This is a genomic window from Methylopila turkensis (genome assembly GCF_027922325.1).
Taxonomy (GTDB): Bacteria; Pseudomonadota; Alphaproteobacteria; order Rhizobiales; family Methylopilaceae; genus Methylopila; species Methylopila turkensis.
Genome location: NZ_BSFL01000002.1, coordinates 518,715 through 530,852, shown reverse-complemented (window position 1 = coordinate 530,852; position 12,138 = coordinate 518,715). Strand labels below are relative to the sequence as shown.

12 protein-coding genes are annotated in these 12,138 nt (G+C 66.9%); 9 read left to right on the top strand and 3 right to left on the bottom strand.

Going from position 1 to position 12,138, the window contains the following annotated elements; genetic code table 11:
* Positions 1 to 118 precede the first annotated feature (118 nt).
* From PKE78_RS09200 to PKE78_RS09185, 4 genes are all read left to right on the top strand, one after another.
* The gene (locus PKE78_RS09200) at positions 119 to 1,144 is read left to right on the top strand and encodes a protein NO VEIN domain-containing protein (protein WP_271200571.1); all 1,026 of its coding nucleotides are present in this window, start codon (positions 119 to 121) and stop codon (positions 1,142 to 1,144) included.
* A 144-nt stretch (positions 1,145 to 1,288) separates the two neighbouring features.
* A complete protein-coding gene (locus PKE78_RS09195; RefSeq protein WP_271200570.1) occupies positions 1,289 to 2,554 on the top strand; it encodes a SidA/IucD/PvdA family monooxygenase in 1,266 nt (421 codons plus the stop codon).
* 52 nt (positions 2,555 to 2,606) lie between these two features.
* The gene (locus tag PKE78_RS09190) at positions 2,607 to 3,161 is read left to right on the top strand and encodes a hypothetical protein (protein WP_271200569.1); all 555 of its coding nucleotides are present in this window, start codon (positions 2,607 to 2,609) and stop codon (positions 3,159 to 3,161) included.
* 86 nt (positions 3,162 to 3,247) lie between these two features.
* Positions 3,248 to 4,416, top strand: a protein-coding gene (locus tag PKE78_RS09185; protein WP_271200966.1) for an IS3 family transposase whose coding sequence is annotated in 2 segments (ribosomal slippage) — positions 3,248 to 3,512 and positions 3,512 to 4,416 — 1,170 coding nt in all. Because the reading frame shifts where the segments join, the coding sequence is not laid out codon by codon here.
* A 603-nt stretch (positions 4,417 to 5,019) separates the two neighbouring features.
* Here PKE78_RS09185 and PKE78_RS09180 read toward each other — a convergent pair.
* Complete coding sequence (locus PKE78_RS09180) at positions 5,020 to 5,907, bottom strand: LysR family transcriptional regulator (protein ID WP_271200568.1); 888 nt, start codon at positions 5,905 to 5,907, stop codon at positions 5,020 to 5,022.
* Between the two features lie 112 nt (positions 5,908 to 6,019).
* On the opposite strand from PKE78_RS09180, the gene PKE78_RS09175 reads away from it, so the two are divergent.
* The 3 genes from PKE78_RS09175 to PKE78_RS09165 all read left to right on the top strand — a co-directional run bounded on the left by PKE78_RS09175 (position 6,020) and on the right by PKE78_RS09165 (position 8,307).
* Positions 6,020 to 6,763 carry an SDR family oxidoreductase gene (locus PKE78_RS09175; RefSeq protein WP_271200566.1) on the top strand — a complete coding sequence of 248 codons (744 nt, stop codon included), beginning with the start codon at positions 6,020 to 6,022 and terminating at the stop codon, positions 6,761 to 6,763.
* An 84-nt stretch (positions 6,764 to 6,847) separates the two neighbouring features.
* Positions 6,848 to 7,747, top strand: a complete 900-nt coding sequence (locus PKE78_RS09170; RefSeq protein ID WP_271200565.1) for an SDR family oxidoreductase — start codon at positions 6,848 to 6,850, stop codon at positions 7,745 to 7,747.
* Between the two features lie 47 nt (positions 7,748 to 7,794).
* Positions 7,795 to 8,307 (top strand): DUF1097 domain-containing protein, encoded by a 513-nt coding sequence (locus tag PKE78_RS09165; protein ID WP_271200564.1) that lies wholly within the window; start codon positions 7,795 to 7,797, stop codon positions 8,305 to 8,307.
* A gap of 190 nt (positions 8,308 to 8,497) precedes the next feature.
* On the opposite strand, the gene PKE78_RS09160 is transcribed toward PKE78_RS09165, so the two are convergent.
* The gene (locus PKE78_RS09160; protein ID WP_271200563.1) at positions 8,498 to 9,385 is read right to left on the bottom strand and encodes a LysR family transcriptional regulator; all 888 of its coding nucleotides are present in this window, start codon (positions 9,383 to 9,385) and stop codon (positions 8,498 to 8,500) included.
* A gap of 142 nt (positions 9,386 to 9,527) precedes the next feature.
* Between PKE78_RS09160 and PKE78_RS09155 the strand changes: the two genes are divergently transcribed.
* On the top strand, positions 9,528 to 10,625 hold the full coding sequence (locus tag PKE78_RS09155; RefSeq protein ID WP_271200562.1) for an NADH:flavin oxidoreductase: 1,098 nt from the start codon (positions 9,528 to 9,530) through the stop codon (positions 10,623 to 10,625).
* 32 nt (positions 10,626 to 10,657) lie between these two features.
* Positions 10,658 to 11,041, top strand: a complete 384-nt coding sequence (locus PKE78_RS09150) for a RidA family protein (protein ID WP_271200561.1) — start codon at positions 10,658 to 10,660, stop codon at positions 11,039 to 11,041.
* Between the two features lie 93 nt (positions 11,042 to 11,134).
* On the opposite strand, the gene PKE78_RS09145 is transcribed toward PKE78_RS09150, so the two are convergent.
* On the bottom strand, positions 11,135 to 12,079 hold the full coding sequence (locus PKE78_RS09145) for a LysR family transcriptional regulator (RefSeq protein WP_271200560.1): 945 nt from the start codon (positions 12,077 to 12,079) through the stop codon (positions 11,135 to 11,137).
* Positions 12,080 to 12,138: the final 59 nt, after the last annotated feature.

Sequence of the window (12,138 nt, the reverse complement as noted above, 5' to 3'; positions counted from 1 at the left end):
AAGCTCAACGCCCAACGCCCTCTTTTGCTCGCGCCGGGACGTCGCGCTTCGTTCGCGAGCGCTTGTTCGAAACGAACGTTGGCCAGGCTTTTCTTGAAACGCACCGGGACCAGATCGAATGGCGAAAGCGCCCGTCATCTTCATCAATATCGGCTGGATGGTTGAGTATGCCGGCATCTCGCCCGCGGATCCGACCGTCGGCGACTTCGGTTTCCTGAAGAGCAGTTCGATCGGTCATGAAACGTGGAACTTCGCGCCTCATCGGGGACGGGTTTACGGCTATATCCCACGGTCCGCGCGACCCAATCTCGAGAAGCTCGGCGGCGGAAAAAACGACGCGTCCATGGCGGGCGTCACGGTCGTCTGGATCGCCAAAAGTCCCCGGGATCACCAGAACTACATCGTAGGTTGGTACAAGAACGCCACCATTCTCGGCCGCTCCGACGACATCGTGCTGAAGCGCAAAGGCGGCATCGAAGTTGGCTACAAGATCCATGCTGCAAGCGACGACGCGACTTTGTTGACGCCCCCACGCAGGCAGTTCGTCATTCCGACCGCGAAGGTGAAGGGAAACCTTGGCCAGAGTCCGGTCTGGTACGGGGGAACGGACGCGTTTCGCGAAAAGGTCTTCGACTATGTCAAAGCCGGGGGGGCTTTTCCAAAGTCGAAGCCGTCCAACAAGGCGAACCGCAACAGGAACCTGGATCCGGAGGCGCGGAAAAAGATCGAACTGCTGGCCGTCAAGCATGCGACCGAGTTCTACGAGTCGGTGGCGGGCGGCGGTCACCATGTGAAGTCTGTAGAGGGCGACAATGTCGGCTGGGATCTGACCGTGACCGCTCCCACCGGCGCGGTTCTGAAAGTCGAGGTCAAAGGGCTATCGGGGTCGGACGTGGTGGTCGAGCTTACGCCGAACGAATATCGGATGATGCAGGCTCGCGAGCATCGGCAGGACTACGTCGTCTATATCGTGACGCAAGCGGACGCGCGCGATGCGAGGAGCCATGTGTTCCTGCACAACAAGGATTTGAGCAAGGGCCGCAAGCTGGTCTGGGCGTCCGCCGACGGTCGCAAGCTCAAGATAGACCGTCGGGTCGCAGCCCGGCTCTCCGCTGGACCGGCGCCGAGCCTGCCGTCCGGCTGACCGCCCTTCGGGCCGCCGATTGGTCTTCATCAGCCGCCAAGCAGAGCGATTTGCAGGATTGTCTTGTCGGCGCGCCGGCCCCTGGAGACAAGGCGCGGCGCGCTTATGCCAAACGGACTCCGTTCCGCGCACAGAGGTTGGGAATTGGCGAACGTTCAGAGACTGGCGGTGATCGGAGCAGGCGCCAAGGCGGCTGCGATTTGCGCCAAGGCCGCATGCATCCGCGATGAGACGCGCTTGCCGATCGAGGTGACCGTGTTTGAGCGTCACAGGCCTGGCGCGAACTGGACCGGGGATCACGGCTATTCCGATGGCGCGCAGAGGCTCTGCACGCCGGCTGAGCGCGATATCGGCTTTCCCTACGACCCCGCGTCTTACGGCGATGCGGTCAGCCGGGCGATGTACAGCCGCTATTCCTGGCTCGCTTACAAGGCGTCATCCGGAAGTTATGGAGACTGGGTCGATCGCGGTCGTCCGCGGCCGGGCCACAATGAGTTCGCCAACTATCTGGATGCCTGCATAAGGGCGTCCGGGTATCCGATCGTGCAGGGCGAGGTGGTCGGACTGACGCCCACAGGCTCCAAGTGGTCGATCGGCGTTAACGAACCTTCGGCGCGGCGCGTTCACGGCGAGTTCGACGGCGTGGTGGCGACTGGGCCTGGTCCGGCCGCGCCGAAATTCGATGTGGCTCCGGGAGCGGTCGTCTACGACAGCGTCGACTTCTGGAACCGGCTCGAGGATGCGCGGACCGCTTGCCTCGGCCAACCCGATGAGCCGGTGGTCATCGTCGGCTCTGGCGGAACGGCTGCTGCGACAGCGAGCTGGCTCGTCAGGGCTGACGTTCCGAACGAGATCATCATCCTGGGCGGGCAACCGGCGTTGTTTGCACGGACCGACAGCTTCTTCGAAAACCGCGCGTTTCGCGACCCTGACATCTGGGCAACGTTGAGCGAGGCGCATCGCCTGGCGTTCAGCGATCGTCTGACGCGTGGCGCAGTATGGGCCAACGTCGTGGACGATCTCAGCCGGTCAGACCGCGTCTTCTATCGGCCTGGCACGGTCAGCGCCGCGCGCGTGGCCGATTCAGGCGGGACATATGTCGAGTACGCCACATCCGCGACGCCGACCGCCGTCAGCCAGGAGGCGGTTATCGTCGTCGACGCCAGCGGCTTTGACCTTGCGTGGTTCGCAGACCTCCTCCCGCCTGCGCTTTGCCGCCAAGTGCGTGACGACATCGGAGCGATGCGTTCGGGCATGGACGCCTCGACGGCGCTCCCGCTGGCTGGCGCGCCGAAACTTCATGCGCCGATGCTTTCGCAACTGATCAGTCCGTCTTTCGCTTCTCTCATCGCGCTGGGCGATATGTCGGATGCGATCCTGCTGCCTTACATCGAAGCCCTGATGGCTTGAAGTCAGCCTGTTCATATGTACATATGAATGCATCATTCAAAAGAGGCGCGCGATGGCTGATGCTCACGCCGAGAAAATGGCGCTACGGACCGTCTATCTTCCGCTTGAGCTCGATCAGCGGTTGAGAAGCATTGCGTTCACGCAGAAGAAAAGCAAAGGCGAGCTGATCCGCGACCTCATCGTCGATGGTCTCAAGAAACTTGACGAAAACGGCGTCCGCACGCTGGCCGAGCGGATGGATGCGCGCGCCGCGCAGCCCGATGTTGCGCCTGTCGCTGCCGAGCCTAAGCCGGTCGTTGCTGAGCTTAAAAGAAGGGTTCGGAGACGATACGCCGAGACTGTCGGCGAGGCCCTACTTGACCCTTGGCCCGCGTCGAAGCTTGAGCCTGCCCTCAGTCCGGGCGAAAAGTTCGTTCCAGGCCGGATCCCAAAAGCGAAACCTTTCCGACCATCCGCTGAGATGACGATCAAGGACGCGAGCGGCAAAATTATTGAGGAACGGCCATTGGCTGTCGCAGCGCCGAAGTTGACGGTCGGGAAGCACTACAAGGGCCGACCAAAGAGCGCCGGTGCGATCCCACGGAAGCGAAAGAATGACGTAGCCTGAAGCGCTTGCGCATTCCAGATCTGGTCTGCCCCCTGAGAAGTGGTCCTCCCTGATGTATGGCTTTTGGCCATTTGGAGGACCTTCTGATGCCGAGGAAGAGGCACGCGCCTGAAGAGATCGTCGCGAAGCTGCGGCAGGTTGAAGTGCTGACCGCACAGGGTCGACCGATGGCGGAAGCGATCCGTTCGATCGGCGTGACCGAAGTTACGTTCTATCGCTGGCGTACCGGGTATGGCGGGCTGAAGGGTGATCAGGTGAAGCGCCTGAAGGAGCTCGAGGCTGAGAACGCCCGGCTCCGACGAGCGGTGTCGGACCTGACGCTCGACAAGATGATCCTGGCTGAGGCGGCGCGGGGAAACTGATCAGCCCCGCCCGTCGTCGCGACTGCGTGGATCGGGTGATGGAGAAGCTCGGCGTCACGGAGCGCCGGGCCTGTCTGGTTCTCGGCCAACACCGATCGACACAACGCAAGATCCCGACCCGGCTTGACGACGAGGCGGCGCTGACCGCCGATATCGTGGCGCTGGCTGTCCAGTACGGCCGTTACGGCTACAGGCGGATCGCGGCTCTGCTGCGCTCCGCCGGCTGGGTCGTGAACCTGAAGCGGGTCGAGCGGATCTGGAGACGGGAGGGGCTGAAGGTCCCGGTGAAGCAGCCCAAGCGCGGGCGGCTCTGGTTCAACGACGGCTCATGCGTGCGGCTGCGGCCGGAGCGGCCGAACCACGTCTGGTCCTACGACTTTGTCGAGGATCGCACGCACGACGGCCGCAAGTTCGGGATGCTCAACGTGATCGACGAGTTCACGCGCGAATGCCTGACGATCCGGATCGGACGGAGGCTCCGGTCGACCGACGTGATCGACGTTCTGTCGGATCTGCTCATCCTGCGCGGCGCGCCGGGCCACATCAGGTCGGACAACGGTCCAGAGTTCGTCGCCAAAGCCGTCCGTGAATGGATCGCGGCCGTCGGCTCTCGGACCGCCTTCATCGAGCCAGGCAGTCCTTGGGAGAACGGCTACTGCGAGAGCTTCAACGCCCGTCTTCGGGACGAGCTTCTCAGCGGCGAGATCTTCTACTCGCTCGCCGAGGCCAAGGCCGTGATCGAAGGCTGGCGGCGGCATTACAACGCTGTTCGCCCGCACTCGGCGCTCGGCTACAGGCCGCCCGCGCCGGAGGTCGCGCTATGGCCGGCTGCGCAACCCCGCCCAGCTCCGCCGGCCACACCAACCGTCGCATCAGCGCCGCTCATGAACTAACATTGCAACCGGACCACTCGATGGGGGCCGGCCAAGCGTGACCTTCAATGACCTTCTGATGGCCGCTGGCTTAAGGCCACACGATGTCTGCGTGATCCGTCATCACACGTCTAAACCCGGCGCGCGCTACGCGACCTTGTTCGATCTTTGGCGGAACGACGCAAAGGGTTTTGCTCGATACCAGGCCACCCAGACGGCCGGCCGTAAGCTTTTTCGCGAGCGTCGCCTGTGGGCGGCATTCGTTTGCCCAGCTCCCAACGAGACGATGTTTGTCGGCTTGTTCGACGCAGAGCTATCGGCCACGCGCAAAGCCGACTGGCTCTGTGACTATCGGGGCGATGCGCCAGGTGGAGGCGAAGCAATCGACCTTTTTGCGACTGTGGCGATGATCCAGGCGGGACCACTCGTCACCGTCGGATCCGGCGCCCCGCCTGATGTCGGGGGGGGGGCCAGCTGCGACCTGGAAGGGCCGCCACTCGGCGCCACGAAGGACATTGGCCCACTGCTCGAAAGCGGGCCTTCGTCTTGCAACCAAGCCGCCGCTGCGGAGCCTGAGCCATCCCGGCGCACGCCCTTTGCGGACGAGAAACGTTCGCAGTCCGCCTATCGGAAGACCATGGCGTCGGCGATCCAGTCGATGAAGACGCGCAGCCGTGCGGAGAGCTGTCCTGCGCGGGGGTAGAGAACCGACACCGGCGTCGGAGAGGGCGGGTGCTCTTCGAGCAGCGGGATGAGTTCGCGGGAGGCGAAATGGCGCTCGAGCCGATAGCGCGGCGCCTGGATCAGCCCGAGCCCGGCGAGCGCTGCGGCCGTGTAGGTTTCGGCGCCTGAGACCGTGACGCTGGAGCGCAGCATGACGGTGCGCAACTGACCACCGACCGTGAACTCGAGCGGCAGGATCGCGCCGGCGGCGGAGGAGCGGAAGCCGACCATGCGGTGGCCCGACAGCTCCTTCAGCGCGCGCGGGACGCCGCAGCGGTCGCAATAGGCGGCCGAGGCGCAGGTGACCTCCTCCAGCAGCCCGAGGCGGCGGACGATCATGTCGCTGTCCTGAAGGGTCCCGACCCGGATCACGCAGTCCACCCCCTCGCGCACCAGATCGACGAAGCGATCGCCTTCGCTGAAGTGGAGCTCGATGTCGGGATAGGCGGCGACGAACTCGGGCAGCCGCGGCATGAGGTGGTGGGACGCCAGCGTCCCATGCACGTCGACGCGCAGCATGCCCCTGGGCTTCGCGCCGGCGAACGCGCCTTCCGCGTCCTCGAGGTCCGCGATGAGCCGCAGGCAGCGCTCGTAGAACGCCTGGCCGTCGAGCGTCGGACTGACGTGCCGGGTGGTCCGCTGCAGCAGCCGCACGCCGAGGCGCGCCTCCATGGCCTTGATCGCCTCGGTCGCGGTCGCGCGCGGCACGCCGAGGTCCTCGGCCGCGCGGGTGAAGCTTCCTCGCTCGACGATCCGGGCGAAGACGCGCATGGCGTCGTAGCGATCCATTGTTCGAAAACTCGAATTATGATGCCAGCCTAGCCGGGATTATTCCAAACGACCAGCGGTCTACCTTCCCCGCATCGCCGCCGGACATGGCGGTCAGCGAAGGAGACCCAAGATGACGGACATTAAGCCGAACAAGGTCGCGATCGTGACCGGTTCGTCGCGCGGCATCGGCGCCGCGGTCGCCGAACGCCTCGCCCGGGACGGCTTCACGGTCGTGGTGAATTACGCCGGCGGCCACAAGGACGCCGAGACCGTCGTGGCTCGCATCAAGGCGGCCGGCGGCGACGCCGTGACCGTGCAGGCCGACGTCAGCGATCCCGCCGCCGTCAGACGCATGTTCGACGCGGCCGAAACCGCCTTCGGCGGCGTCGACGTGCTGGTCAACAACGCCGGCGTCATGGCGCTCAAGCCGATCGCCGACAGCGACGACGCGCTGTTCGACCGCCACGTCGCGATCAACCTGAAGGGGTCGTTCAACGCCATGCGCGAGGCCGCGCGGCGGCTGCGCGACGGCGGTCGCGTCGTGAACTTCTCGACGTCCGTGGTCGGGCTCAATCTCGAGACCTACGGCGTCTACGCCGCCACCAAGGCCGCGATCGAGACCATGACGGCCATCCTCGCCAAGGAGATGCGCGGCCGCGGGATCACCGTGAACGCCGTCGCGCCCGGGCCGACCGCCACCGCCCTGTTCCTCGACGGCAAGCCGCAGGACGTGATCGAGCGGATGGCCAAGATGAACCCGCTGGAGCGGCTCGGCGAGCCCGCCGACATCGCCGCGGCGGTCGCGTTCCTCGCCGGCCCCGACGGCGGCTGGGTCAACGGTCAGACGCTGCGGGCCAATGGCGGAATGGTCTGATCGCGAGCCTCGGCGGCCGGTCCCCGCGCCGGCCGCCGATCGCCTGACACGGCGAAACAACCACACCGGACAAGGGAGACAGACATGAGCAAGGTGATCCTGATCACCGGCGCATCCTCCGGCTTCGGCGCGCTCGCGGCGCGCCGGCTGGCCGACGCCGGCCACACGGTCTACGCCGCGATGCGCGCGACCCGCGCGCGGAACGCCGCCAAGGTCGACGAGGTCCGCGCCTATGCAGCCGAGCGTTCGGTCGCGCTGCGCGCCGTCGAACTCGACGTGCAGTCGCAGGAGTCCGCCGACGCGGCCGTCGCAGCGATAATCGGCGAAGCCGGTCGGATCGACGTCGTGGTCCACAATGCGGGCCACATGGTGTTCGGACCGGCGGAAGCCTTCACGCCCGAGCAGTACGGCGCCCTGTACGACGTCAACGTCCTCGGGACCCAGCGCGTCAACCGCGCGGCGCTGCCGCATCTACGTCGGCAGGGCGAAGGCCTGCTCCTCTGGGTCGGATCGAGCAGCGCGCGCGGCGGCACGCCGCCTTACCTCGCGCCCTATTTCGCCGCCAAGGCCGCGATGGACTCGGTCGCGGTGTCCTATGCGGCGGAGCTGTCGCGCTACGGGATCGAGACCACGATCCTCGTGCCCGGCGCCTTCACCAAGGGCACCCAGCACTTCGCCAACGCCGGCGCGCCCGACGATCAGGAGCGCGCCGACGACTACGCGGCTGGCCCCTACAAAGGCGTCGCCGACCAGGTGATGACCCGGCTCGCGGCGCTCGAGCCCCCCGACGCCGACGTCGCGGACGTCGCGCGCGCCATGGTGGCCATCGTCGACGCGCCGCACGGCAAGCGCCCGTTCCGGGTGCATGTCGACCCCTCCCAGGACGGCGCGGAGGTCGTGTTCGCGGTCGGCGACCGGGTGCGGCGCGAGATGTTCCGCAACATCGGACTCGAAGACCTGCTGTCGCCCCGCGTCGCGCCCTGAAGCCCGCGCGCCAGACACCCTCAATCGGAACCTGAAAGGACCTCACAATGTCCGAACCCATGAACGACGCCGTCGTGGAGCGGCGTGCGGCGCCGGCCGCGTCCCTGATCTTCATTAGCGTCGCCGCGATTGTGGCGGCCTGCTCGGCCTTCGCATCCCTTACGATGGGCTTTGCGCCCTGGGCGATGTTCGTAGGCTGGGTCGCCTACTTCACGCGCCCGATCTCCGCGGCGGAGGGCCTCAAGACTGGCCTCTGCGTCTGGCTCGGGATCACGCTCGGCGCCGGCGCCGCGCTCGCTCTCGGCGCCCTGACCCCGACGCTTGGCCAAGCGTCCATCATACCCGTCGTGTTCGTGGCGGCGTCCATCGTGCTCGCCTTTCGGTCGACGCCTCCGTTCGAGAACGTGCTGGCCTGGTTCCTCGGCCTGATCACGTTCTTCGCCTCGCACCTCGCGCCGAGCCTTCTGTCGATCGCCGAGCTCTGCGCCGCCGCCAGCCTCGGCATCGCGGCCGGCTGGGCCGCCCAGCGCCTGCAGGCGAAAGTCTCGGGCGCCCATTGAGGACCGGGCCGCCGGAACCGGGTTCCGGCGGCCCGACTGCTCCTGAAGCGTCATGGGGATTCAGCGCATGCCGCCGCATGCGTTCGCATCGACGGATCGGTCCATGGCGGTCAGGCGCGAAGCGCCAAAAGCCGACCCTGAAGCCCTACGGCGAGCGGACATTCATTCAGCGCGCCGCGCTTGGTCGACGTTAGGCCGGCGGTTTCGAAAGCAGGGCCTTCATCTCATCAATGAAGCGCCGCACACGCACAGGCACGTGGCGCCGCGTCGGAAGCACCGCCCATATCGCGAGCGGTTCGGTCGCGGCGTCGCCGAGCGGCGCCGCCACAAGCCTTCCGTCGGCGAGGTCTTGCGCCACGTCCCAGTAGGTCAGCAGCGCAAAGCCCGCCCCCGCGTGGCACGCCGCCCGGACCGCGTCGACGCTGCTCGCCGACAGGCGGCCGACGACGCGTTTCGCGACCCGCCGTCCGGCCTGGACGAACACCCAGGCGTCCATGGCGTGAAGGGTCAGACAGACATGATCGTCGAGCTCGGCGAGCGTGCGCGGCGCTCCGTTCGCCTGGACGTGGCTCGGCGCAGCGCACAGGATCCGCGGATTGTCCGCGACCTTGATGGCGACCAGACCGGATTCCTGCAGCGTCGCGACGCGGATCGCGACGTCGATGCCGCCAGCGACGATGTCCACGATGCCGTCGCTCAAGGTCAGATCGACCGTGAGGAGCGGGTTCTCCGCCATGAGCCGCACGGCGAGCGGAACCACGATCGATCGGCCGATGAGGTTCGGGGCCGTGATCCGGAGGACGCCGCTGAGGCCCGCCTCCCGGCTCTCCGCGAAGGCCGCGGCCGCCGCCTCGCGCGCCTCCAGCATCGATTGCGCGAGCGGCAGGAACGTCTCTCCGTCGCTGGTCAGCGCGACGGAGCGGGTGGTGCGGTGGAACAGCCGGACGCCGAGCTCCTTTTCGAGCGTCGCGAGCCGTCGGCTGACCGCCATCGGCGACAGCCCGGCCTGCCTGCCGGCGCCCGACAGGCTTCCGGCTGACGCGATCGCGTGGAACAGAGCGACGTCGTCGAGGTCCATATCATATCACTGAACGATAAACTGCTTCTCGTCGAGCCGCGCTTCATGGCGGCGCGACGCCTGTCTATTTTCACCGCATGGAACTTGCCGTCCGAGCGTCGTCATCGAGGCGCGACGGACCCAAAGACATGGCGGGCGAAAGATGTCCAACGATACGTTCTTCACGGCAATCGATATAAACGGGCTGGCGCTCCGCAACCGGTTCGCGGTCGCGCCTATGACGCGCGTCAGCGCCACGGCCGACGGCGTCGCGACGGAGCGGATGCGGCGCTACTACGATCGCTTCGCGCGTGGCGGGTTCGGCCTCGTCATCACGGAGGGGCTCTACACCGACCGGGCTCACGCGCAGGGCTACCTGCACCAGCCGGGCCTCGCCGACGAGGAGCAGGCGCTCAGCTGGGCGCCGGTGGTCGAGACCGTGCGCCGCCATGGGGCGCGCATCGTCGCGCAGCTCATGCATGCCGGCGCGCTCAGCCAGGGCAACCGCTTCCGCCCGACCACCGTCGGCCCGTCGGCGATCCGGCCCAAGGGCGAGCAGATGGCGTTCTATCGCGGCGAGGGCCGATACCCCACGCCCTCCGAGATCACGGAAGAGCAGATCGCCGACGCCATCGAAGGGTTCGCCGCCTCGGCCGCCCGTGCCGTCGAGATATCGGGCTTCGACGCGATCGAGATTCACGGCGCGAACGGCTACCTGCTAGATCAGTTCCTGACCGACCACACCAACCGGCGGGCCGACCGCTGGGGCGGCGACACGCGGCGGCGGATGGAGCTGACCCTTGCGGTCTTCGGGGCCGTCCGCGAGCGGGTCGGCGCCGCCGTCGCGGTCGGGGTCCGGATCTCCCAGGGAAAGGTCAACGACTTCGCGCACAAATGGGCGGGCGGCGAGGCCGACGCCGAGACGATCTTCGGCGCGCTGAAGGACGCCGGCGCCGACTACATCCATGTCACCGAGCACGAGGCCTGGCGTCCCGCCTTCGAGGGCGGCGACGCGAGCCTCGCGGCGCTCGCCAGGCGCTACGCGCCGAACGTCGCGATCATCGCGAACGGCGGCCTGCACGACCTCGCACGCGCGGCGGACGTCATCGCCCAGGGCGCGGACCTCGTCTCGCTCGGCAAGGGCGCGCTCGCCAATCCCGACCTTCCGGTCCGGGCGCGCGAGGGACGCGCCGTCGAGGCTTTCGACCCCGCGATCCTTGGTCCCGTGGCGGACGTCAAGGATCGCGAGCTCGCCGCCTGAAGGCGGCTCATCATCATCCCGAGGAGACGATCATGCTGGAACGCGTCATCACCGAGCCCGACAACTACGCGCCCTACCTGCTGTCGCAGGGCATCCGCTTCAAAGATTTGCTGTTCATCTCGGGCCAGGCGGGCGCGGGCGACGACGGCAAGATCGTCGAGGGCGGCTTTCGGGCGCAGGGCGAACAGGCCTTCGCGAACCTCCGCCGCGCTCTGGAGGCCGGCGGATCGAGCCTCAAGGACGTGATCAAGGTGACCATCTTCGTCACCGACATGGGACAGTTTTCGGAAGTGGTCGAACTGCGACGGACGTTCTTTTCCGAGCCCTATCCGGCCGACACGATCGCGGAGGTCCGGGCGCTCTACGATCCGGCCGCGATGATCGAGATCGAGGCCATCGCAGCCGTCCGCACGTGACGCATGCGGCAGGTCGCTCCGAAGAAACCCGGCGGCGCGGTCCGCGCCAGAGGACGACGCCCGAGATGGCGTTGAGCGCCGGCTGTTCGGCTCTTAGGCGGTGGGTTGACCCCGCCGCCTAGCAGCCGAGCCCTCAGAACCTCGTTCCTGCCGCTGATGCGTCGCGAGATCGATGAACGCCCGCAGCGGCGACGGGACGTGGCGGCGGCCGGGGTAGTAGAGCATCAAGCCGGGGATGGAGGGGCACCAATCGTCGAGCGTCGCCACGAGACGACCGTCCGACAGGCGGTCCAGCGCGGCGAGCTCCGGGACGTAAGCCACGCCCTCTCCGGCCGCGGCCGCCTCGACCATCAGATCGTTGTCGTCGAGCGTCAGAACGCCGGGGACGTCGATCGCGATCTCTTCGCCATGTCGGCCGAACTCCCACCTGTAGCGCTTTCCGCTGGGCAGGCGCTGGCGGATGCAGCGATGCCGCGCGAGCGCAAGCGGCGTCTCCGGCTGGCCGTGTTCGGCGAAATAGCCCGGAGACGCCACCGCGACGAAGCGCGTCTCATCCAGAAGCTTCACGCCGATCATGTCCTGGGGAACGGCCTCGCCGAGCCGAACTCCGGCGTCGAAGCCGTGCTCCACGATGTCGATCAGGCGGCCTTCCGAGACGAGATCGACCTCGACATCGGGGAAGCGCGCCAGATACTCAGGTACGAGACGCCGCATAAGGAACCGCGCCGCGACTTTGCCTGCGTTGATGCGAAGCGACCCGCTCGGCTTTCCGCGAGCTTCCGCCACGACGTCGAACGCGGCGTCGAGATCGTCCAGCGCCGGCCTCAGCCGCGCCAGCAGCCGCGCCCCTGCATCGGTCGTCGACACGCTCCGCGTCGTGCGGTGAAGCAAACGGACGCCGAGCTTCAGCTCAAGCTCACGGAGCGCGTGGCTCAAGGCCGATCGCGAGACGCCGAGCCGCTCGGCCGCTTTTCGAAAACTGCGATTGTCGGCGACAGCGACGAACGCTTCGAGGTCGTTGAGGCTGGGCCTTTGCATTGGTGACCGCTCCTCACGAGGTCATGCCGGATTGCGATGATTATCGCGCCAGAGGGCAT

Bases quoted from the DNA above. Each gene is read 5' to 3' on its own strand.
- PKE78_RS09190 (WP_271200569.1), top strand. From the start codon at position 2,607: ATGGCTGATGCTCACGCCGAGAAAATGGCGCTACGGACCGTCTATCTT.
- PKE78_RS09175 (WP_271200566.1), top strand. From the start codon at position 6,020: ATGACGGACATTAAGCCGAACAAGGTCGCGATCGTGACCGGTTCGTCG.
- PKE78_RS09170 (WP_271200565.1), top strand. From the start codon at position 6,848: ATGAGCAAGGTGATCCTGATCACCGGCGCATCCTCCGGCTTCGGCGCG.
- PKE78_RS09155 (WP_271200562.1), top strand. From the start codon at position 9,528: ATGTCCAACGATACGTTCTTCACGGCAATCGATATAAACGGGCTGGCG.
- PKE78_RS09165 (WP_271200564.1), top strand. From the start codon at position 7,795: ATGTCCGAACCCATGAACGACGCCGTCGTGGAGCGGCGTGCGGCGCCG.
- PKE78_RS09150 (WP_271200561.1), top strand. From the start codon at position 10,658: ATGCTGGAACGCGTCATCACCGAGCCCGACAACTACGCGCCCTACCTG.
- PKE78_RS09200 (WP_271200571.1), top strand. From the start codon at position 119: ATGGCGAAAGCGCCCGTCATCTTCATCAATATCGGCTGGATGGTTGAG.
- PKE78_RS09180 (WP_271200568.1), bottom strand. From the start codon at position 5,907: ATGGATCGCTACGACGCCATGCGCGTCTTCGCCCGGATCGTCGAGCGA.
- PKE78_RS09145 (WP_271200560.1), bottom strand. From the start codon at position 12,079: ATGCAAAGGCCCAGCCTCAACGACCTCGAAGCGTTCGTCGCTGTCGCC.
- PKE78_RS09160 (WP_271200563.1), bottom strand. From the start codon at position 9,385: ATGGACCTCGACGACGTCGCTCTGTTCCACGCGATCGCGTCAGCCGGA.